Raw genomic sequence first — 22,307 nt, 5'->3', positions numbered from 1 at the left:
GGGTGCGGACTACGCGGTCATATGACGTGATCGTCGTCGGCGGCGGGGCTGCCGGCGGCGTGCTGGCCGCGCGGCTGGGCGAGCAGGGCAAGCGGGTGCTGGTGCTGGAGGCCGGGGGCGACCCGCTGGAGAAGTCCAGCCAGGTGCCCGGCACGCGCGATCTGGAGGTGGATTACCAGGTGCCCGCCTTTCAGGCCTTCGCCAGCGAGAACCCCGGCATGACCGATGACATCTGGGTGCGGCACTACGAGGACGACACTCAGCAAGAGCGCGACTGGAAGTACCGCAAAGAGCATGACGGCGTGCTTTATCCCCGCGTGAAGGGGCTGGGCGGCTGTTCCAGCCACAACGCGATGATCATCATCAAGCCCAACGACCGCGATTGGAACCACATCGCGCAAATCACCGGCGACACATCCTGGGCCGCGGCGAAGATGCAGAACTATTGGGAGCGGATCGAGCGCTGTCGGCATCGCATGCCGTTCTGGCGCTGGCTGCAAAAGCTGACCGGGTGGAACCCGCTTGGCCATGGCTGGTGGGGCTGGATGCAGACCGAGATCGCCGTGCCCTTGTCCGTGGTGCGCGACCGGGTGCTGCGCCGCGATATCATCAAGTCGATGGGCGCCGCCGCGGCTGCCTATCCCGGCAATGCGCGGGATTTCGAGATGACGCGGCTCGATCCGAATGACCGCGACCTGTGGAGCCCGAACGGCTCTGGCGTGCGCATCCCGCCGATGTCCACGAAGAACAGCACGCGGGTGGGCGCGCGCGACCGCCTGCGCGCGGCGATGCGCAACGGGGCCAGCGATATCGACCTGATCCTGCACGCCTCGGTCGAGCGCGTGGAGGTCGACGAGACCAAACGCGCCCGCGCTGTGCATTACCGCGACAAGACGGGCGCTGTGCATCGGGTGGAGGGGCGCGAGATTGTGCTGTGTGGCGGGACGTTTCGCACGCCGCAGATCATGATGCTCTCGGGGCTTGGGCCGCGGGACCACCTGGACGCGATGGGCATCGAGACCAAGCTGGACCTGCCCAATGTGGGTGCCAACCTGCAGGACCGCTACGAGCTGGGCGTCTCAAACCGGATGCGCGACGACTGGCGCGCGCTGAAGGGCGTGGAATTCTCGATCCACGACAAGCCCTACCGGCGTTGGAAGAACTGGCGAATGGGCACCTACAAGAGCAACGGCACGATCTTTTCGGTCGAGCTGAAGTCGAAGCCCGAGCTGCAGGTGCCGGACCTGTTCCTGTTCTCTCTGCTGGTGGATTTCCAGGGTTATTATCCGGGCTATTCCGAGGACACGCGCCCGCCGAACTACCTCACCTGGGCGATTCTCAAGGCCTATACCAAGAACAGCGCCGGCACGGTGCGGCTGCGCTCTGCCGACCCGGCGGCGCCTTTGGATGTGAATTTCCGCTACTTTGACGAGGGCAATGGCGACTGGGAGGACGACCTGGACGCGGTGGTCACCGCGGTGCGGTTCGTGCGCCAGATGGGCGAGGCGATGGGCGCGCAGATCGAGCGCGAGATGGCCCCCGGGCGGCAGCTTTCGAGCGACGCGGATCTGCGGCAATACGTCAAGGACAACGCCTGGGGGCATCATGCCTGCGGGACCTGCGCGATGATGCCGAAGGATGAGGGCGGCGTGGTGGACAGCCGGTTCAATGTGTACGGCGTGGCGGGGCTGCGGGTGGTGGACGCATCAGTGTTCCCGCGCATCCCGGGCTATTTTCTGGTAAGTGCGGTCTATATGATCGCCGAGAAGGCCGCGGACACGATCCTTGAGGATTTGCACGCCTAGGCGGCCCGGCGCCGGTGCCGTAGATGTTTATGACAATTGTAGGTTAAATTGACGCAGGTTTCGGTGTATGCAAGGCAGAAAGCCGAACCAGGTAATCGGGGCAGAGCATGAAGATCGCAGTAATTGGTACGGGCTATGTGGGCCTTGTCTCCGGGGTGTGTTTCTCGGATTTCGGGCATGACGTGGTGTGCGTGGACAAGGATCCGGGCAAAGTCGCGATGCTAGAGCGGGGCGAGGTTCCGATTTACGAGCATGGTCTGGACACGCTCATGGCCAAGAATGTCGAGGCCGAGCGGCTGACCTTCACCGGTGACCTGCCCGCGGCGATGGAGGGGGCCGAGGCGGTGTTCATCGCGGTGGGCACGCCCACCCGGCGCGGTGATGGGCATGCGGACCTGACCTATGTGATGGCCGCCGCCGAAGAGATTGCCGCAAACCTGACCGGCTACGCCGTGGTGGTCACCAAGTCGACGGTGCCCGTGGGCACCAACCGCCAGGTCAAGCAGGTGATCCGCAAGGCGAACCCAAAGGCCGAGTTCGACGTGGCCTCGAATCCCGAATTCCTGCGCGAGGGGGCCGCGATCGACGACTTCATGCGCCCCGACCGCGTGGTGGTGGGCGTGCAGAACGACCGTGCGGCGGATGTGATGAACGAGATCTACCGCCCGCTCTTCCTGCGTGAGTTCCCCGTTGTGGTGACTGACCTGGAAAGCGCCGAGATGATCAAATACGCCGCCAACGCGTTCCTGGCTACCAAGATCACCTTCATAAACGAGATCGCCGCGCTCTGCGAGCGCGTAGGCGCCGACATCAAGCAGGTCAGCAAGGGGATGGGGCTGGATGGCCGCATCGGCAACAAGTTCCTGCATGCCGGGCCCGGCTATGGCGGCTCGTGCTTTCCCAAGGACACCAAGGCGCTGGCGCGCATCGGGCAGGACCACGCCATGCCGATGCAGATCACCGAGACGGTGATCAAGGTGAACGAAGAGATCAAGCGGCGCATGATCGACAAAATTGTGGACCTCTGTGATGGCTCGCTGAACGGCAAGACCGTGGCGGTGCTTGGCGTGACGTTCAAGCCCAACACAGATGACATGCGCGACGCACCGGCGCTGACCGTGGTGCCCGCGCTGGTCGGCGGTGGCGCGAAGGTGCGCGTCTGCGACCCGCAGGGGCGGCACGAGGGCGAGGCGCTGCTGCCGGGCGTGCATTGGGTCGAGGACCCCTATAAGGCCGCGCAGAAGGCGGACGTGCTGGTGATCCTGACGGAGTGGAATGAGTTCCGCGCGCTGGACCTAAAGCGCATGGCGCGCCGGATGGAAACGCCGCGTATGGCGGACCTGCGCAACATCTACTCGGCCAAGGATGCCAAGCGGGCGGGGTTCGAGGCCTACGAGGCCGTGGGTCGCGCCTCGCAGATCAAGCTGTTCGACGCGGTGGACACGGCCGCTGAGTAGGAGAAAACGCGCGCCGGATCACAAACGCGCCCTCTTGTGATTTACTGAATTGTCAGGGACGTTTCCGCGGAAAGATCACCCACGAAGCGGGTCAATAATGTTCAAATCTCAAGACCGTTGGACGTCCGTGTTTCACATCGGGGCGGGGAAATGCGGAAGCAGCAGCCTTCAACGAGCTCTGTCTTTGTCACCGCGATTTTCGTCCAAGGATCGACGAAGGTGGTACCGCTACTGTGTGATAACACCAAATTCCATCCATGCACCGTGGTGGGTTTCGCGCGAAATGGCGACGGGGCGCCACAAAGGTATTCCCTCGCATGCGTTCAAAGACATATTCTTCGACGCCGTGGACGGAACGCAGACAGCACTCAAAGCTGAACGTGTCAAAGAAACCCGCAGATTCATCGCTTCTCGAGTAAGGTTCAATTTCACCCCGGTGTTTTCCAGCGAAAGCACGGTGAATTTGTTGACGCAGGACAGTGGCGCGCGCCTATTCAAAGCTCTAGGTGTTCGTCCGCTGCTCATGTTTTATGTGCGCCCACAGGTCGAGTTTATCAACAGCTCTTGGTGGCAATGGGGTGTCTGGGGCAATATGCCATTCGAGCAATGGTACAAACACAGACTTCGAGAGAGCAAATGGGACGAGATGCTGGTGGCGATGTCCGCCCTCCCGGTTGAACACGAACTTCACATCGGAACCTGCTCAGAGAACGTAGTTGCGGATTTTTACGCCAAGCTGGGCGTCGATCCCAAACCCGAATTGTTGAATGCGCGGACCAATGAAACCCTAAGCACCGCGGCCATTTCCTTTTTGCTTCGAAACCGCAAGTACCGCCCAACGCCGCACGCCAACAAAGCGGACGTCATTCTGGAAGATTTCGCGCCGTTCAAAGCTGCCCCGAAACCCTGGTGCCTTCAGCCGCACCTGGTCGAGGAGGTCATCGAGAGAAATAGAGAGAGCAATCTGCGGCTACTTGAGCTTGTTCCAGCGCATGTCGCCGAGCAGATCGCCGCGGACCCGCATTGGTGGGACCCCAATGCTTACGCCGACAAACGGCACTGGGATTGGACGGATCCCGGCATCCTTGCCGAAGGGCACAATGACGCTGATGCGCTCAGGCGTCTAAGCGAAAAAGGGATGGCGTAGCTGGTCCCGAGGACATTCCGCGCGCGCGCCCTTTTTGATCTTTTGAGCACCGCCAAAAGTAGTGAGTCAGGCTCTTTGGCCCTCGCGCCGGCAGAACGGATCAATTGATCTCCGGCTCGGGCACAGGCGCGCCAAACTCGGTGCGCAGGAAGTCAAAGTCACAGCCCTTATCCGCCTGCTCGATATGCTTTGAGAACATGAAGCCATAGCCGCGTTCATAGCGCGGCGCGGGCGCGACCCAACCAGCGCGGCGCTGGGCAAGCTCCTCATCCGTGAGGCGCACGTTCAGCGACCGATTCGGGATATCGACCTCGATCACATCCCCCGTCTCGATCAGCGCCAGCGGCCCGCCGATGAACGCCTCCGGCGCGACATGCAGGATGCAGGCGCCGTAACTGGTGCCCGACATCCGCGCATCCGAGAGCCGCAGCATGTCGCGGTGACCCTGCTTCAGCAACGCCTTGGGCATCGGGATCATCCCCCATTCGGGCATGCCCGGCCCGCCCTGCGGCCCCGCATTGCGCAGAACCAGCACATGGTCGGGGGTCATGGGGTAATCCTCGTCGTTGATGATCTCCTTCAGCGCGGCATAGCTGTCGGCCACAATCGCTGGCCCGGAATGCGTCTGATACCGCGGGTCCATCGCCGCGGGCTTGATCACCGCCCCGTCCGGCGCGAGGTTGCCGCGCAGCACCGCCAGGGAGCCCTCATGATAGACAGGGTTCGCGAGCGGCCGGATCACGTCGTCCTGATAGTTCTTCGCCTCCGCGATCTCTTCGCCCATGGTCTTGCCACTGACCGTTAGCGTGGACAGATCCAGCTTGTCGCCAAGCTCCACCATCAGCGCGCGCAGGCCGCCCGCGTAGAAAAAATCCTCCATCAGATAGTCTTTGCCCGAGGGCCGGATGTTGGCGATCACCGGTGTGGTGCGCCCGATGACGTCCAGGTCGTCCAGCCCCAGCGGGATGCCCGCGCGCCGCGCCATGGCGATCAGATGGATGATCGCGTTGGTCGAGCATCCCGTTGCCATGGCCACGGTCACCGCGTTGCGGGTGGAGGCCTCGGTCATGATCTTGTCGGGCGTCAGGTCATCCCAGACCATGTCCACAATGCGCCGCCCGCTCGCCGCAGCCATGCGTTTATGCGCGGCGTCCGGCGCGGGGATCGAGGACGCCCCCGTCAGGCAGAGCCCCCAGCCGTCCGCGATGCTCATCATCGTGGACGCGGTGCCCATCGTCATGCAGGTTCCATAGCTGCGGGCGATCCCGCCCTGCACGCCGTCCCATTCCGCCTTGCCAATGGTGCCCGCGCGCCGCTCGTCCCAGTATTTCCAGACATCCGTGCCCGAGCCCAGCTTTTCGCCCGCATAATTCCCGCGCAGCATAGCGCCCGCGGGCACATAGATGAACGGCAGCCCCATGCTGACCGCGCCCATGATCAGGGCAGGCGTGGATTTATCGCAGCCGCCTAACAAAACGGCGCCGTCCACGGGATGCGAGCGCAGGGCCTCCTCGACCTCGATCGCGCCCAGGTTGCGGTAGAGCATCGAGGTCGGCTTTAGCATCTGCTCGGCGAAGTCGCTCACCGGCAGCTCGGCGGGGGTACCTCCGGCTTGCAGGATGCCGCGTTTGACCCATTCAGCCCGGTCGCGCAGATGATGGTGGCAGGGCGACAGGTCCGACCAGGTGTTGATGACCGCGATGATCGGCTTGCCGTGCCAGTCCTCGTCGGTCCAGCCCATCTGCATCGCCCGCGAACGGTGCCCCATCGAGCGCAGATCATCCGGCGCGAACCACCGCGCGCTGCGCAGGTCTTCATAGCTTTTTTTCATGTCTGTGGCCTCCCGCCGGAACGATACGCAGATTTCCGGCGCGCCTTGCCGTCTGTGTCGCTGCTTATCGAGAATTACACGAAATCTTCACCGAATCGGCAAACAATAAAGGGCGGTTGGGAGAGGGATGTTAACGCATCGACGCGTTAAGGTCTCATTCATCCATTTCGACCCCGTGCCAGAAACTTTTGCGCCCTGGATGTTTGCTGCGCAACCGGCGGGCATAGGCCTCGTGGCTGGGCAGTCCTTGATAATCCGTGATCTCTAGATCGGCGCGCGCGCAGGCCTGAAAATGCCCAATCGCATAGGGCATGCGTTTGGTTTTGTTGTTCTCGAGGATGAAAGAAATCATGGCGCGCCAGCACAGAACCGCGGCGAGCGGCTGATCCGCTTGCAGCGCCTGCGCGGCAGGGGTCAGGAAATAATACATGTCCCCATCCAGCTCATCGTGGCGCTCCACGATCAGCCGCGCGGCCTGCGCGTGGGCCGGCCAATCCAAGAAGAATTGAAGCGCCGCGTCTATGTCACGATGGGTGCGGGCGATTTTCATGCCCTGCTCTTCGGCCTCCATGTCATCGAAATCTGGCAGTGCCTTGACGATGTCGCGCAGCGGCTTGGCCTGAAGGGTGTTGCGGAAATGCGCCCAGCGGAAGGCCTGTAGCGCCCTGGTCCATCCTAACGCCTCGAGTGCGGCGCAATACGCCGCGTTCCATTCCTCTGGGATATAGCGCGTGGTTGGCGCGTCGCGTGCGGCCTCCAGGCGCAGGATCGCCTCCTTTGCGCGGCCATCGGCGATCAGTCGCGTCGCCAATTGGGCGGCAACGGCAGGGACCAAAAGCTGTTCTTGGTCAAGTTCGGCGCGATACGCATCCGCGTCGCCACGCAAATCAGCGATGGCTTTGCGCCAGGCCTTGATCTGCATCGCTTTCTGTTCTTTCGGCCAATCGCGATCAAGGGAATAGCCATACCGCCCATCGCCGAGGCGGATGGCGTAGGCGTCGGAATCGGATGCGGGCGGAAGCGGCTCCGCCTCGAACGTATCAACAAGCGCGGACAACCGATCAACGGCTTCCTCGGTCAGGACCGGCGCCAGCGCGTCAAGAAGACCGTCCCATTCCCCATAGCCGTTTTCAGAGAGCGCCTCGTATATCCGCTCCGCCAGCGGTTCTGGGCGCAACTCTGCGCGCGGCGCGATCTCGCCCAGCTGTTCCAACGCACCTTCAAACGTGGCGTTCAGATCGCCACTGCGGTCATAGAGCCGCTCATGTACGCCGGGTGCAAGCTCGATGAACTGCCAGGTCAGTTCGAAGGCTTCGGCGGGATCCTCCGGTGCGATCCTCTCAACAATCATCTCTAGCTGTGTTTCGAGGTCCTTCAGAAAAGTCTTCTTGCGCCGCCAGCTGACATTGCCCTTCGCGCGCCGGATCGCCGCGAAACGCTTGCGGACCTCGTGGGCAAGGGCTGCAACACCCGCTTCTTGTGTAAGCTCCAATCGAAGGCGCCGCTTTAGATCAGCGCTGCCGGCTGCAAGCTCGAGGCAAAGCGCGGCGAGACGTTCGGCGCCCAGCGCGGCAAGGTTCTTTTGATTGAGCGTGTTGCGTGCCATCGGTGCACAGAAAACCCTAGTTTAAACAGAACTGCCAGAGCGCGATTACGCGATATTCACAGGAGACGCTCTTTGGCCGGGGCTTAGGCTCAAGCTGCTCGGCTGCTGCAGCGGCCTGGTCGCCTCTTCATTAGATCTTCACCGAATCGCCGAACAATAAAGGGCGGTTGGGAGAGGGAAAATACTCGGTGCGCGCGATTAATGACTTGTTAAGTTGGTGGGCCGGAAACAAGCCGTTCTAATTCTCCGAAAGATGCTGAAAACTGTTGGCTTGCGGCCACTCAGGCAAGGTTAAGACGTCCGCGCCTCGTCGCCCCCGGCGAACCCATCCAGCAGCACCGCGACGTTGGCGGCAAGCCAAGCGTCGGCGAAGCTCTCGTCATTCAAGACATTGGGTTCGTCGTCCGAGGAGGTGGCGGCATACATCACCTGATTGCCCAGGCGGTCGAGCACCAACCCGGTGATCAGTTCCACTTTCAGCGCCGGGTTCAGGTACCCGGCCTCCTGGCCCGCCCTTAGATACGCCGCTAGCCCTTCGTGGAACCGCGACATGCTGACAAAGCTTTTACTCTCGCGAACCATGATGCGAAAGACCGGCGCCTGGCCGAGCAGCGCCCGGAATGTCTCAGAGATGAACATCTCCAACCGAAGGCGGTATTCCTCCGCCGTCTTGGGGGGCTTGGCGATCAGTCGCAGTGGCACATCGAAGGTCGTCGAGGAGAACTCGTTGAGGATCGCATCCAACAGCCCCTCTTTGTTGCCGAAGTAGTGGTGGATCATCGTCGCGCTGGCATCCGCGGCCTTGCAAATGTCGCGCACCGAGGCCCCGGCATAGCCCCGGTCCGCAAACAGTGTCTTGCCGGCCTCGATCAGACGGGTCTTGATGGATGCGTCCGTGATGATCGGCCCCCCAACACTCATGCCGCGGCGAGCGCCGCCTCGGACTTGATCTTTTCGATCTTGCGCGGATGCGGCTCGCCCGTCTCCAGCATGTGCTGGATTTCTTCTAGACTGCGGATAAAGCCCGCATCAAGACCTTTGGTAAGCTGCCCCCGCATCAGCTTGCCGAACCATTTCGGGGTGGCGTCGCCGATCCAAGTGACAGTGCAGTTTGCCGCATCAATGGTCTTGATGATCACCGTGGCCGTGTAGCCGCGCATCGGCACCAGACGGCCGAGGTTGTGCAAGGTGACGTCGACGCTGATGGTCGTGTTCGCGGGGTCGTAGGAGGTCAGGACCTCTTCCTGATAGATCGGCTCGAACTTTTTGATCAGGTAAGAGTATCGCCCGCGCGCCGGAGCACCGGGCAGGGCGGGACCAGGGATAGGCTCGGCCCTTGGGATCGCGGCCATCCAGCGGTCCACGCGAACGAAGTCCTCGCCAATCAATTTCCAAGCGGCTTCGGCAGAGGCTTTCACGGTTACAGTGTTCTTAGAGGTCATGGTATGTTCCATCCGATATGTATTATCTAGCGAATGTTAGATAAGGGGAAGCGCTCGATTTGTAAAGGGCCCGATGCGAAATTGCGGCTTGGGCGCTGGCCTGACGCTATGTCTGGGCGCACAAAAAAGCCCGCGCCGGATCCCGGCGCGGGTGAATTCTCATCAAAGTTTCAGACGGTTAGATCTCGGCAAGCTCCTGCTTGAGATCGCCCAGCTCGGCGCCGCCGGACATCAGGCGGCGCATCTCTTTGTCGGAGATATCCGCAGCCACGCCAGAGCCGATCACCTTGCCCAATGCCAGGAAGGTGAAGCGGTCACCCACAAGACGCGAGTGGATCTCGTTATGCGTGATGAAGATGATCGCGATATCGCCACGCGCACGCACCCGTTTAACCGTCTTCAATACGCCCATCTGCTGGACCTGACCCAGTGCCGAGGTCGGCTCGTCCAGGATCAGGACCTTGGCGCCAAAGTAGATCGCGCGGGCAATCGCCAGCGTCTGGCGCTGACCGCCCGACATGGTGCCCACCGCCTGCGTCGGGTCGGAGAAGTCGATCCCGATCTTGAGCATCTCGTCATGGGCGATCTGGTTCATCTCGTCCATGCGCAGGGTGCCTAGGGGCCCCTTCAGCTCGCGGCCCATGAAGAAGTTGCGCGTCACCGACATCAGTTGGTTCAGCGCGAGGTCCTGATACACCGTGCCGATGCCCGCCGCCGAGGCGTCGCGGGGCGAGCGGAAGTTCACCGGAGTGCCCTCCATGTAAAGCTGCCCCTCGGTGGGTTGGTGCACCCCCGCGAGCGTCTTGATCAGCGTCGACTTGCCCGCACCGTTATCGCCCAGCAGGGCGTGGACCTCGCCGGGATAGACCTCTAGATCCACCCCGCCCAGGGCCGTGAACGGGCCAAAGCGCTTAACGAGGCCTTCAACCTTTAGATATGGCTGTACCATTTAGATGCCCCCCGTAATGCGTTTACGGATGCGCTCGTTGGCGAATACCGCGGCCAGAAGGATCGCGCCCACGAAGACACGGAACCAGGCGCCGTCGATGGTCGGGATGAAGAACACCGCGTTCGACACAAGGCCCACGGTGACCGCGCCGAACGCGACCCCCACGACCGAGCCGAACCCGCCCGTCATAAGCGTGCCCCCGACCACCGCGATGGCGATGGCGAAGAGCTCCATCAGGTTGCCCTTGGCCGCGTCCGCCGTGTTGGTGTCGAACACCTGGCAGGCGGCAAACATGGTCGCGCAGAAGGCGGTGAACATGAACAGGCCGATCTTGACGCGGTTCACGGGAACGCCGTTGGCGCGCGCGGCGTCCTTGTTGTCGCCGGTCGCGTAGATCCAGTTGCCCAGCTGCGTGCGGCTCAGCACGAAATAGGCCACGGCAGAGATCACCAGGAACCACAGGAACCGCGCGTCAAAGCCGTCGACCCACTGCGTGCCGCGGCGGTTCAGGTTGCCGCCCAGGGTGAACCACTGGTCGGTGCGATCAATGCCCTGATCCACGAAGAACTGCCCAATCGCGAACCAGATGTCATAGAACCAACCAAAGACCTTGCCGCCGAGCAGGTCGGCAAACCAGCTCTCTTGTTTGAAGTCCTGCAGGCCAGAGACCTGCGTGGACTTGTTGATCAGGCGGAACCCGACCTCGGTCGCGCCGCGCAGGAAGAACAGGAACGCCAGGGTCACGATAAAACTCGAGAGCCCGGATCGGACCACCACCGTGCCGATGAACCAGCCCAGCGTCAGCGTCATCGCCAGCGTTATGATGAAGGCCAGGAACGGCGTGGCCTCGCCCAGCCCAAAGGGCAGCCCCCATTTCAGCATGAGCGCCATGGACATGCCCGCAAAGCCGATCATCGACCCTATGGAGAGATCGAACTCCCCGGCGATCATCAGCAGGGCCGCGCCCATGGCGATGATCCCGAATTGCGAGATAATCTTGATGTTATTCTTAAGGCCCAGCGCGTTGAACGCCTTGCCATTGGACATGATCAGCAGCGCGAAAATAATCACGATCATCACGACAAAGGCCCCGATCTCGGGCCTGCGTATCGTACGTTGGAACCATGTTTCTTGCTGAAGTCTGTCAGACTCGCTGAGATCGGCCATTACCGCTCATTTCTCCTACCAAAACCCTAGTTGTGAAACAGGCGGGGACGAACCCCGCCTGCTTCCGCGTGTTATGCTATAGCAGCGACCTTACCGGTCAACACCTGCCAGCGCTTTGACATCTGCGGCGTTGGACGCATCCACAAAGCCAGGGCCCGATGGGATGTTCGCGCCAGGCAGTAGGCCAGCGTGGTTGTTGTACAGGTGCAGCACGATGACGGGCATGTAGCCCTGCAGGCGCTGCTGCTGGTCGATGGTGAAGGCGGCGTCGCCGGCTTCGATCATGTCCATCACGCCAGGCGAGAGGTCAAAGCAAGCCAGGTGCACTTCGGCGCCCACGGCCTTGATTGCCTTGCTGGCGGCCTCACAGACGTGGGGACCAACAGCCAGAACGCCGTCGATGCTCTCGTCAGCTTCCAGGGCGGCGGCGGTACGGGTCTCGATCTGAGCCACGTCGTTGGAGACGTCGATCATGTTGAGATCGCCACCGAGGCCCGAGAAGTAACCCTCGCAACGGTCAACAAGCGCGGTGTTGAAGGCTTCCTGGTTCAGGCAGAGACCGTTGGTCACGCCTTCTGCCTTCGCACGACCACCAGCAGCTTCACCGGCCAGACGCTCGGGCTGACCCACATGCATCAGGGCGCCAAGCTCTGCCGAGGACTCAAGGCCAGAGTTCATGGTGATGACCGGGATACCATCCGCAACCGCCGACTTGATCGCCGGGCCAAGCGCCGCCGCGTCAGGAAGCGATACGATGATGCCATCGGGCTCGGAGGCCGCGGCGGTCTCGATCAGAGCGGCCATCGCTGCCATGTCGCCGGAGACGTCAAAGTTGTACTCCAGCGTTGCGCCAACAGCGGCGGCGGCGTCGCGGCCACCCTTCTCAACCACCGGCCAGAATGGGTCGGTGCCCTGAGTGTGGGTGATCATGACGTAGCGCTCGCCATGCCCATCGGCATAAGCAGCGCCGGCCACCATCGATGCAGCCATGGCCGCTATAATTGTCTTCTTCATCTTCATCCTCCCATTGGATTTATGAAATGCGCCGCATCATGCGGCAAATCGATCCGATCTTATGACCGGATTCCCAGCATTGCGTTTGGTTAACCGTTGCACGGTTTGCGCCCCGCAATTGCATCTTTTCGAAATCCCTCCCCCTCGTCGGTTGATTTCGATGTCTCCTCTGTGCCCGCCATCATTGCCCATCCAACCCTATACGCGTCAAGCCGCAGCACGTTGTGTTGGAACATTTCCGGGGTCTGGGGAAAACTCAACAGACAGCTTCTCGCATTTATGATGTAATTTGCTGGCAGCCCCAGCCAGGCAAGCCAATTTATGCAGGAAATGATAGCATTCCCCGCATCAATCTCATCATTGATGTGATGTTTTTGGTGCCTCCGAACGAGACTGTGGGCGGAACGGGCTGGCCGAAAAATGTGTAACTTGCGACGATTCTCTGCGCGCGTGGTTCGCGTGCTTGGGCTCCGGCTTGCCGCAAAGACCATAAAATCTTCCCTGGTGACTAATTACACGTGGCTTCCCGGTTATGCTGGCGCAATTCTCTTCGGAATCAAAGGGATTTCCTGCCCCCGGCGCCAAAATGGGTTCTTAAAGACCAATCGCGTAGGCTTGCATTAAGCGTGGCGTCGCCGCGGCCGATACAGTCCCACCCTGACCGCAGCGCACGGCGCTCAACCGCTTCAATGCGTCGAGGCGACCATGCCAAACGTGCCGGTCAGCTCGGGGCGGGTGGTACAGCTCACGCGGATTTCGCAAGCGCCACCGGCTGCCCCGTCATGGCAAGCGTGCTGACCCGCAGCGTTTGCAGCCGCGCCATGAAGGCGTCGCGGGAGGGCGCGTTATATTTGGCGGATTTTGCCGTGGCATAGAAGAATTCTGCAAAGGCCTCTGGCGTGGAGCCGTTTGAAAGGATGGCCGCACGGTGGGGCTCTAGCGCCGCGGCGATCAACGCGCCCCATTTCGAGGCCAACTCTTCCAGCTCTGCCTTGGCGGCGCCTGTGAAGCCCTCCAGCAGGCCCTCAGCGTCCGGCGCGGCCTCGATCATGTCGTACCAGGTGATGGGCCCATGGGCGTAGAAGATGTCGATTTTCGTGGGCAGGTCGGCCGCGTTTTCCCAGGCCGCGCGCACCTGCTCAAGCGTTTCATTGCCGCCCAGACGCACCACCGCACGGAATACTTCGTCTTTTCCGGCATAAGCGTTATAAAGGGTCTGACGCGCAACCCCGGCCTCGCGCGCGATGTCGTTCATCGTGGTCTTCGAAATCCCGTAGCGAGAGAAGACGCGCCACGCGGCTTCAAGGATCTGTCGGTTGCGGTCGTTCATTTGGGCACTGTTTTCGTACTTGCGTTCCGTTGTCAATTTGGACATATTGACCAAAATAGTCTAAAAGTCCAGAGCATACCCACTAAGGAGGTCGCCATGGAATTCACCGTAAACGGAGAAAAGCGAGAGGCAGACGTCGAATACGACATGCCGCTTCTTTGGGTTCTCAGAGACGAACTTGGCCTAAAGGGAACGAAATACGGCTGCGGGGTCGCGCAATGCGGCGCCTGCACTGTGCATGTGGACGGGGTCGCCGTGCGCTCCTGCCAGCTGGCCGCCGGCGAGGCCGAGGGCAGCGATATCACCACGATCGAGGGGCTGGGCACGCCAGAGACCCTGCACGCGGTGCAAGAGGCCTGGGTCGAGCATCAGGTCGCGCAATGCGGCTACTGCCAGTCCGGTCAGATCATGCAGGCCGCGGCGCTGCTGGACCAGGACCCCGAGCCCAGCGACGAGGTGATCGACATCGTGATGAGTGGCAACCTCTGCCGCTGCGGGACCTACCCGCGCATCCGGGCCGCGGTGCACACCGCCGCCAAGAAACTGCAGGAGGCTTGATCCATGGGACGTTTGCGTACAATCGGTCGCCGCTCTTTCCTAATCGGGTCCGCCGCCGTCATGGGCGGGGTCGCCTTTGGCACCTACATGGTGCAGGCGCCGCATGATAACCCGCTGGCCAAGGATCTGGCCGAGGGCTCTGCCACCTTCAACCCCTGGGTCCTGATCAGCCCCGAGAAGATCACTCTGATCGCGCCGCATGCCGACAAGGGCCAGGGCGTAAGTTCGGCCCAGGCGGCGCTGATCGCCGAGGAGCTGGACGTGGAGTTCGGGCAGTTCGAGGTGAGCTTTGGCAAGCCTGACCCGGCCTATTGGAACCACGCCATGTCCGAGGAGGGGCTGCCCTTTAAGTCCACCGACGATCGCTGGGCCGTGGAGCGCGCGCGCGCCACGATGGGCGGGGCGCTAAAGGTCATGGGCATGCAGGGCACCGGCGGCTCGACCGCCATGGCCGACAGCTTTCACAAGCTGCGCGAGGCCGGCGCCGCCGCCCGTGAGACGCTCAAGCTGGCAGCATCGAACCGCACCGGCGTGCCGGTCAGCGAGTTGAAGACCGCAAACGCCGCCGTTCAGCTGCCCGACGGCACCGAGATCAAATACACCGAGCTGGCCGGCGAGGCCGCGCAGATCGAGCCGGTGCGCTTCGTCAAGCTGCGCGATCCGTCCGAGTGGCGCCTGATCGGCAAGCCGATGCAGCGGCTGGATATCCTGGGCAAGTCCACCGGCACGCTCGACTACGGCATCGACGTAGAGATCGAGGGCATGGTGCACGCGACGATCTGCGTGAACCCGCGCCAAGGCGGCGTGATGAAGGGCTACAAAGAGAACGGCGCGCGCGAGATGCGCGGCGTGATCGACATCGTCGAGATCACCAACGGCGTGGCCGTGGTGGCCGACAACACCTGGCGCGCCTTCCAGGCCATCAACGCCATCGAGTGCGACTGGGGCGACGCGCCCTATCCGCATGAGCAGGCCGACCATTGGACCGCCATCGAGGACAGCTTTGTCGAGGCGCAGCTGGATGACGAGTGGCGCAACGATGGTGACGTCGACGCGGCCAGCGGCGAAGAGATCACCGCCGAGTACCGCTCGCCCTACGTGGCGCACGCGCCGATGGAGCCGCTCAACGCCATCGTGCAGGTGACGGACGCGCGCGTGGACATCTGGACCGGCCACCAGATGCCGATCATCCTGGAACAGCAGATCGCGGCGCTCACCGAGCATGACGTCGAGAACGTGCATTTCCACAACCAGTGGATCGGCGGCAGCTTTGGCCACCGGCTGGAGCTGGACTACATCAAGCAGGCGGCCGAGATCGCCAACCAGATGCGCGGTACGCCGGTCAAGATGACCTACACCCGCGAAGAGGACTTTGCCCACGACTTCCCGCGCCACATCGCGATGGGTCGCGCTTCGGGCAAGGTCGCGGATGGCAAGGTCGTGTCGATGTCGCTGGACATCGCCGCGCCCTCGGTGCTCGGGTCTCAGATGAGCCGCGTGGGCATAACGGTTCCGGGCGCGGACGCGCAGATCCCCGCCGGGTCCTGGAACAACCCCTATGCGCTGGCCAACTTCCGCATGCGGTCCTACCGCGCGCCAGAGCTTGCGCCGGTGTCCTCCTGGCGGGCCGTGGGCGCGCCCGGGGCCGGGTTCTTCTTTGACAGCTTCCTGGACGAGCTGATCCACGCGGCGGGCGCCGACCCGATGGAAGAGCGCCTGCGGCTGATCAACCACAAGCCGTCGCGCAAGGTGCTGGAAGAGGTCGCCGCGCTGTCGAACTGGGGCTCTGAGATGGGCGAGAACCAGGGCCGCGGCGTGGCCTTCATCGAAAGCTTCGGCGCGCCCGTTGCCGAGGTGATCGAGGTCACCCAATCCGATGCGGGCATCAAGATCGACAAGGCCTTTGTCGTGGCGGATGTCGGCACGGTCGTGGACCCGATAAACTTCGAGAACCTGGTGATGGGCGGCGCGATCTTTGGCATGGGCCACGCGATGAACTGCGAGATCACCTATTCCGACGGGATGGCCGAGCAGTCCAACTATCACGCGCACGAGGCGATGCGGATGTATCAATGCCCCGAGATCGTGATTAAGGGGCTCGAGAACGGCCACAAGATCCGCGGCATGGGCGAGCCGACCGTGCCGCCCGCCGCGCCCGCGCTAGGCAACGCGATCTTCGCGGCGACGGGGCAGCGCATCCGCGAAATGCCGTTCCACAAGCATATCGACTTCGTTTAGGGGCGAGGAATTATGAAGCTAACATTCGTAAGCCTGAGCCTCGCCTTAGGGTTGGTTCTGACGGGGCCGGTTTTAGGCGCCGGTGACAATGTAGAGATCAACCCGCCCGCGGAGGGTTCGGTTAACCGCGAGGACGGCCTGGCCGCCTGGGATCGGATCTACGAGGTCGCCTCGCATCCGCGCTGCGCGAACTGCCATACCGGGGCGGACAACCGGCCCATGTGGTCGGGGCCCAGCTATGGCCGCGCCCGCAAGCACGGGATGAATGTCAACGCGGGCGAAAGCCGGATCGGGGCCGAGTTCGTGCTCTGCTCCACCTGCCACGCCTATCGCGAGAACCTGCATGACGTGCCCCACGCGGCGCCGCAGGTGGCGATGAACTGGCAGCTTGCGCCGGTAGAGGCGGAGTGGTTCGGCAAGAGCTCGGAATATATCTGCAACCAGCTGCGGGACCCCGAGCGCAACGACGGGCGCGACTACCTGGCCCTGGCAGAGCACCTGGACCACGACCTGATCCTGCACTGGGCCTGGAACCCCGGCGGTGGGCGCGAACCCGCGCCCTATGACCTGCAGTCCCATGTGAACGACATTCTGGTGTGGGGCGTCGCGGGCTACCCCTGCGTGAACGACTAAGGAGCGGCGAAATGCGTGGAATCAACTCTCTGGTCGATGTCTCGGGCTATCTCTTGATGCTCTCGGGGCTGATGCATTTGGTGGCCTTTGCCTGGTCGGGGCTCTCCTACGGGGTCTATGGGTTTCTGCCGGTGGGCGTGGCGCTGGTGGTGATCGGCTACGCGCTGCAGCGCACCGAATGGCGCTGGCTGGCCTGGATCGCCTACCTGGTGATCGGCATCGCGGTGTCCTTTGTGATCCGCGATTTCTACGTCACCTCCGGGGCACCAAGCTGGTGGTTCTCGGCGATGCTGGTGGTAGACGCTTTGGCCGTGCTGGTGCTGTTCATGTTCCTCTGGCGGTCGCCGAGACCACAGGCGGCCTAGCGTCGGCTACGGGGCGCGTTGCTTTGGGATGACGAGCGACGGCCTCTGCGGCACTTCCCCGCGGCGATGGAAATCTTTGCGGTTTCTTAACCTGGGAGCGAAACGCTAAATTTGGGTGGGAAACCTCAGGTTTCGAGCCGCGGCTCCCACCCGGATCTATGATCCGGGACGAATCACCAAGATTTTCCTAACAAATCAGAACACCGCGGTGGTTTGTCGCAAACAAAGACCTAGGCGCGTTATCGGGTCATCGTCGCCAGCAGACGATCCATAAACTGATCGCAGGCCACGAGCTGGGACAGGTCTATGCCCTCGTCCGGCTTATGGCCGTCGCGCTCCATCGAGCCGGGGCCACAGACCACCGTGGGGATGCCCAGACCATCAAAGAACCCCGCCTCGGTGCCATAGGCGACTTTGCAGGTGTCGGTGTGGGCTAGGTCCTGCGCGATGCGGGTTATCTCGGCGTCTAATGGCGTGGAAAGGCCTGGGTAAGCGAACGCGTTTTCGATCTGAATGGAGCCTATGTCAGCCGAAATCGCTTCTATCGCGGCGCGAAGCTCTGCGGGATCGTCGCCCGCCAGATGGCGGAATTCGAACAAGAGCTCGGCCCGCTCTGGCACCATGTTCAAGGCGGTTCCGCCGCTCATCGTGCCGACATGCAAGGTGGTGTACGGGATGTCATATGCGGCGTTTCGGGCGCCGGTCTTGGCCAGTCGATCCTGCATTGCTCGCAGGCCGGCGATAAAATCCGCCGCCAAGTGCAACGCGTTGCGAAACCGCGGCGCCAGCGCGGAATGCCCGGCCTCGCCCTGGCAGACCGCGCGGAACGCGGCCTTGCCCTTGTGGCCGATGGCGACGCGCATTTCCGTGGGTTCGCCGACGATACAGGCACGGGGTTGCCCCAAGAGGGGCGTAAGCCAGGGCAGCATCTCGGCGATCCCGATGCAGCCGACCTCCTCGTCATAGCTGAACACCAGCTTAAGCGGCTCTTTAAGGTCATCCGCCTCCACGCGATCCGCCAGGGCCAAAACCGAGGCCACAAACCCCTTCATGTCGGTCGTGCCGCGTCCAAACACGCGGTCGCCCGCGCGGCGCAGCTTGAACGGATCCCCGGTCCAGGGCTGACCTTCGACGGGCACCACATCCGTGTGGCCTGACAGCAGCACGCCGCCCTCGCCCTTGCCGATCTGCGCGAATAGCCCGGCCTTGTCACCAGATGCGTTGGGGAGGCGCTGGGTCTGGAAGCCACGCGCCCGAAGATAGGCTTCGACCCAGTCTATCAACGCAATATTGCTCTCGGCGCTGACGGTCGGGAAGGCAACGAGCCGCTCTAGGATGTCCAGTGTCTTCACGTGAGCGTCTCTAACACGGCCAAGATCTCCTTTGGATCTGTTGTCGGGTTGACGATGCAAAGCCGGAACACCTTGCGCCCGCGCCAGGTCGTTGGCAGGCACAAAAGCGCGCCAGAGCGGCGATGCGTCTCGGCCCAGACCTCCATCTCGGCGTCGCTCATCGCATGGGGACGGAACAAGATCACGGTCAATTGCGGCCCCAGGGTCAGCTCCAGCCCCGGCATCGCGTCGATGCCTTCCGCAATGTCGCGGGCAATCCTGAGCGTGGTGGCGATGGCCTCGCCATAGGCGCGCGACCCGTGCGTGGCCAGCGAGAACCACAAGGGCAGCCCGCGCGCCCGCCGCGTCAGATGCAGCGCGTAATCCGAGGGGTTCCAGGCCGCCTGGTCGACCGCATCGAGATAGGCCGCACGCTGCCCATGCGCCGCCGCACCCCAACGCGCGTCCCGATAGACCAGCGCGCAGCTGTCATAGGGCGCAAACAGCCATTTATGCGGGTCCACGATAAAGCTATGCGCGCGCTCGATGCCCTCGAAGATCGCGCGCGCCTCTGGGTCGGCTATCGCCGCCAGCCCATAGGCGCCGTCGAGATGCAGCCATAGACCCTGCTCTTCAGCCAGATCCGCCAGACCCAAGATGTCATCAACAGAGCCGCAATTCGTGGCCCCCGCATTGGCGACAATCGCGCATTCCCGCCCGGTTAGAGCCTGTTTTGCGGCCTCCGCTGACATCCGGCCGTTTGTGTCCGTCTCAACCAGGATCAGATCGACATCCATCACATCGGCGACCGCCTTGATGCTGGAATGCGCCTCGACCGAGGCAAGGATCGCCCAGCGTTCGGGGCGCTCGCGTTGGGCGGCGGCCCAGTTCCGCGCGGCATGCAAGGCCGACAGGTTGCCCAGAGTGCCGCCGGCAACGAAAACGCCCCCGGCCTTGCCATCCCAACCGGCCAGCCCGGCCAGCCAGGCGAGGGCCTGGTTCTCGGCATGGACCGCCCCGGCGCCGCCATCCCAGTTGCCGGCAAAGATCTCGGCTGCGCCTAGCACGGCGTCAAAGCTCAGCGAGGCGGTGCTGGGTGCGGCCGCCACAAAGGACAGGCTCGCCGGGTGATCATAGGGCCGCGTCGTGGGCACGATAGCGTCGGTAAAAAGTCGGAACGCGGCCTCTGCGCCAATGCCATTCTCGGTGACCGAGCCGCCAAGAACAGGCTCTAACGTGGCGAAATCGCGGGCACCGGCCTTGGGGTCGGGCCCGTCCTCGATACGCGCGCGGGCCCAGTCCAGCATCCGCGTGGTCTGCGCGGCATCAAAGGGAAACGGGCGTGGCGTTTTGGGGCGATCCGTCATTGTGGCGCAAGCCCCGCAATTTCGCGCCGGAAGGGCAGCGCGTCGCCAAGGTCTGGCGCGTCCAGCTCGCGGGCATAGCGGTGCCCGGCATAGGTGGCCCAGGCGATCGGGCCGGGCGCGTTGGCGTCGCCGATGATCTTGACCGAGCGGATGCCTGAATCCGCCCAGCTCTCTTCCTGTGACTTCAGGTCACGGAAAACGCCGCTGTTCTCTAGTTTCGAGTCCACCATGACGACAGCATCGCATCCGATGCTCTCACGCCGATCCGTGTAGCTGCAATTCATCTCTATATCGCCCGAATTCACCTTGATAAGACCCGCATTCGCCCGCACCGCGACACCCATCTCCAGCAAACGCCGCTGTATCTCGTGTTGCTCCAACGTGTTCACCGCCCATTGACTGACCATCGGCGCCGGGGTCACCAGAGTGACCTGGCAGCCCTGCTGCACCAAAAGCTCTGCCAGCACCCCGCCCATATAGTAATGATCGTCGTCATAGAGCACGACATGCCCGCTGGGCAGGCGCCCGTCCATCAGATCATCCGGCGTGAAAACGGACATGTTGGGGTCGATTTCAACAGGCGTTACATGCTGACGGGCCACCCCGTCACCGCGCCAACGCGCGCCGGTGGCGATGCAAATGTTCTGGAACCCGAACTCGAGGATCTGAGAGGCGTCCAGAGCGCTGTCGAAATAGGTCTCTACATTGGGTTTCTGGCTGAGCTGGTATTCGCGGTAATCGGCGACGCGTCCCCAGGCGCTGAGGCCCGGCAGATTGCGTTCGCGCGCCACGCGCCCGCCTATGCTGGTCCCCGCCTCGGCCAGGGCAACGTCATAGCCACGATTGGCGCAGGCCAGCGCGGCCTCCAGCCCCGCCGGGCCGCTGCCGACGACCAGAACAGTATCTGAATCGCCTCGTTTAGAGATCTTCTCCGGGTGCCAGCCCTTGCGCCATTCCTCCATAAAGGTCGGATTCTGCGTGCAACGGCTCAACGACATGGTCATGTCGCCGGTGATGCAGATATTGCAGCCGATGCATTCGCGGATGTCCTCGATGCGGCCCTGTTCCACCTTCGCGGGCAGGAAAGGATCAGCGATCGAGGGCCGCGCGGCGCCGATGAAATCCAGCGTGCCCGCGCGCACCAGCCGCGCCATCACATCGGGCGAGGTGAACCGCCCCACGCCCACCACGGGCCGGTCGGTCATCTCGCGGATGCCCTGCACCAAAGCCTCCTGCGCGGCCTCTTCCTTGAATCGTGACGGGCCCGAGCAATCCTCCCACGTGCCATGCGCCAAGTCCCACAGATCGGGCAGGTTGCGGTTCATCTCGATGAATTCGCGCAGCTCGGCGTTCGAGAACCCCAGCGCGCCCAGGCTCTCATCCAGCGAGACGCGCATCGTCAGCCCCATCGTGTCACCCACCGCGTCGCGGATATCGGCCACGACCTCATTCGCGAAACGCGCGCGGTTCTCAAGGCTGCCGCCGTATTCGTCAGAGCGGTGATTGGTGATCGAGGACAGGAAGTGCTGGAAGATCCCGAACCCATGCGCGCCGTAGAGGCAGATCAGGTCGAACCCGGCGAGTTTGGCACGCTTGGCGGCGTTCACGAACCAGCGCCGCAGGTCGCGGATGTCGGATTTGTCCATGCCGCGGGCCTGCACCGGGTCGGGGGTGAATGTCCGCACCGGCTGCGGGCTGACCGCCAGCGGCACCTCGCGCGTGTAGAGGTTCGGCCCGTTCACGCCGGAATAGGCCAGCTGGATGCCCGCCAAGGCGCCGTGCGATTTCATCGCCTCGGCCATGCGGGCAAACATCGGGATGTCCTGATCCTCCCACAGGCGCAGCTCGATATAGGGCGTGATCTCGGAGCTATGGTGCATCTCGGTCTGCTCGGTAAAGATCACACCCCAGCCGCCCTCGGCCTTCATGCCGCGCATCGCCGCCGCGGCAGAGGGGTCGCGGTATCCGCCACCGTTGCAGTGGGGCACCTGGTAGAACCGGTTCTTGGCCGTGACCGGACCGATCTGCACCGGCTCGAACAGGATATCATAGCGCGGGTCACGCATT

18 protein-coding genes are annotated in these 22,307 nt (G+C 62.9%); 7 read left to right on the top strand and 11 right to left on the bottom strand.

Going from position 1 to position 22,307, the window contains the following annotated elements; genetic code table 11:
* Positions 1–2 precede the first annotated feature (2 nt).
* The 3 genes from AIOL_RS18730 to AIOL_RS18720 all read left to right on the top strand — a co-directional run bounded on the left by AIOL_RS18730 (position 3) and on the right by AIOL_RS18720 (position 4,409).
* Positions 3–1,805, top strand: a complete 1,803-nt coding sequence (locus AIOL_RS18730) for a GMC family oxidoreductase (RefSeq protein WP_049644380.1) — start codon at positions 3–5, stop codon at positions 1,803–1,805.
* 107 nt (positions 1,806–1,912) lie between these two features.
* A complete protein-coding gene (locus tag AIOL_RS18725; RefSeq protein ID WP_049644379.1) occupies positions 1,913–3,262 on the top strand; it encodes a UDP-glucose dehydrogenase family protein in 1,350 nt (449 codons plus the stop codon).
* A 283-nt stretch (positions 3,263–3,545) separates the two neighbouring features.
* Positions 3,546–4,409 carry a hypothetical protein gene (locus AIOL_RS18720; RefSeq protein ID WP_049644378.1) on the top strand — a complete coding sequence of 288 codons (864 nt, stop codon included), beginning with the start codon at positions 3,546–3,548 and terminating at the stop codon, positions 4,407–4,409.
* Between the two features lie 100 nt (positions 4,410–4,509).
* Here AIOL_RS18720 and araD read toward each other — a convergent pair whose 3' ends face one another.
* The 8 genes from araD to AIOL_RS18680 all read right to left on the bottom strand — a co-directional run bounded on the left by araD (position 4,510) and on the right by AIOL_RS18680 (position 13,748).
* A complete protein-coding gene (gene araD, locus AIOL_RS18715; protein ID WP_049644377.1) occupies positions 4,510–6,240 on the bottom strand; it encodes an L-arabinonate dehydratase in 1,731 nt (576 codons plus the stop codon).
* 154 nt (positions 6,241–6,394) lie between these two features.
* Positions 6,395–7,846, bottom strand: coding sequence for a DUF6880 family protein (locus tag AIOL_RS18710; RefSeq protein WP_049644376.1), 1,452 nt, complete (start codon positions 7,844–7,846; stop codon positions 6,395–6,397).
* A 291-nt stretch (positions 7,847–8,137) separates the two neighbouring features.
* Positions 8,138–8,767, bottom strand: coding sequence for a TetR/AcrR family transcriptional regulator (locus AIOL_RS18705; protein ID WP_049644375.1), 630 nt, complete (start codon positions 8,765–8,767; stop codon positions 8,138–8,140).
* Positions 8,764–9,288: an SRPBCC family protein gene (locus AIOL_RS18700; RefSeq protein ID WP_160314530.1), complete on the bottom strand. Its 525-nt coding sequence runs from the start codon at positions 9,286–9,288 to the stop codon at positions 8,764–8,766. The genes AIOL_RS18705 and AIOL_RS18700 overlap by 4 nt, the downstream gene beginning before the upstream one ends.
* 178 nt (positions 9,289–9,466) lie before the next feature.
* Positions 9,467–10,237 carry an ATP-binding cassette domain-containing protein gene (locus AIOL_RS18695; RefSeq protein WP_049644373.1) on the bottom strand — a complete coding sequence of 257 codons (771 nt, stop codon included), beginning with the start codon at positions 10,235–10,237 and terminating at the stop codon, positions 9,467–9,469.
* On the bottom strand, positions 10,238–11,314 hold the full coding sequence (locus tag AIOL_RS18690) for an ABC transporter permease (protein WP_235439088.1): 1,077 nt from the start codon (positions 11,312–11,314) through the stop codon (positions 10,238–10,240).
* A gap of 180 nt (positions 11,315–11,494) precedes the next feature.
* Positions 11,495–12,418: a sugar ABC transporter substrate-binding protein gene (locus tag AIOL_RS18685; protein ID WP_049645541.1), complete on the bottom strand. Its 924-nt coding sequence runs from the start codon at positions 12,416–12,418 to the stop codon at positions 11,495–11,497.
* Positions 12,419–13,163: 745 nt separating this feature from the next.
* Entirely contained in the window at positions 13,164–13,748 is a 585-nt protein-coding gene (locus AIOL_RS18680) for a TetR/AcrR family transcriptional regulator (protein WP_049644371.1), read from the bottom strand.
* 96 nt (positions 13,749–13,844) lie between these two features.
* On the opposite strand from AIOL_RS18680, the gene AIOL_RS18675 reads away from it, so the two are divergent.
* The 4 genes from AIOL_RS18675 to AIOL_RS18660 are packed head-to-tail and all read left to right on the top strand — an operon-like array spanning position 13,845 to position 17,542.
* The gene (locus AIOL_RS18675) at positions 13,845–14,306 is read left to right on the top strand and encodes a (2Fe-2S)-binding protein (protein ID WP_049644370.1); all 462 of its coding nucleotides are present in this window, start codon (positions 13,845–13,847) and stop codon (positions 14,304–14,306) included.
* Between the two features lie 3 nt (positions 14,307–14,309).
* Complete coding sequence (locus AIOL_RS18670; protein ID WP_049644369.1) at positions 14,310–16,544, top strand: xanthine dehydrogenase family protein molybdopterin-binding subunit; 2,235 nt, start codon at positions 14,310–14,312, stop codon at positions 16,542–16,544.
* A 12-nt stretch (positions 16,545–16,556) separates the two neighbouring features.
* Positions 16,557–17,177 (top strand): hypothetical protein, encoded by a 621-nt coding sequence (locus AIOL_RS18665; protein ID WP_049644368.1) that lies wholly within the window; start codon positions 16,557–16,559, stop codon positions 17,175–17,177.
* Between the two features lie 11 nt (positions 17,178–17,188).
* Positions 17,189–17,542, top strand: coding sequence for a hypothetical protein (locus AIOL_RS18660; protein ID WP_049644367.1), 354 nt, complete (start codon positions 17,189–17,191; stop codon positions 17,540–17,542).
* A gap of 239 nt (positions 17,543–17,781) precedes the next feature.
* Here AIOL_RS18660 and argE read toward each other — a convergent pair whose 3' ends face one another.
* Genes argE through AIOL_RS18645 form a run of 3 tightly spaced genes read right to left on the bottom strand, consistent with a single transcriptional unit; the run spans position 17,782 to position 22,306 of the window.
* On the bottom strand, positions 17,782–18,894 hold the full coding sequence (argE, locus tag AIOL_RS18655; protein WP_049644366.1) for an acetylornithine deacetylase: 1,113 nt from the start codon (positions 18,892–18,894) through the stop codon (positions 17,782–17,784).
* Positions 18,891–20,240, bottom strand: coding sequence for a pyridoxal phosphate-dependent decarboxylase family protein (locus tag AIOL_RS18650; protein WP_053101309.1), 1,350 nt, complete (start codon positions 20,238–20,240; stop codon positions 18,891–18,893). Before AIOL_RS18650 ends, argE begins: the two co-directional genes overlap by 4 nt.
* On the bottom strand, positions 20,237–22,306 hold the full coding sequence (locus tag AIOL_RS18645; protein WP_049644365.1) for an oxidoreductase: 2,070 nt from the start codon (positions 22,304–22,306) through the stop codon (positions 20,237–20,239). The genes AIOL_RS18650 and AIOL_RS18645 overlap by 4 nt, the downstream gene beginning before the upstream one ends.
* Between the last annotated feature and the right edge of the window lies 1 nt (position 22,307).

The organism is Candidatus Rhodobacter oscarellae (genome assembly GCF_001078595.1).
In the GTDB taxonomy this organism is placed as follows: Bacteria; Pseudomonadota; Alphaproteobacteria; order Rhodobacterales; family Rhodobacteraceae; genus Rhodobacter_B; species Rhodobacter_B oscarellae.
Note: the sequence above shows the minus strand (reverse complement) of the source record. Positions and strands in the feature narration are given on the sequence as shown.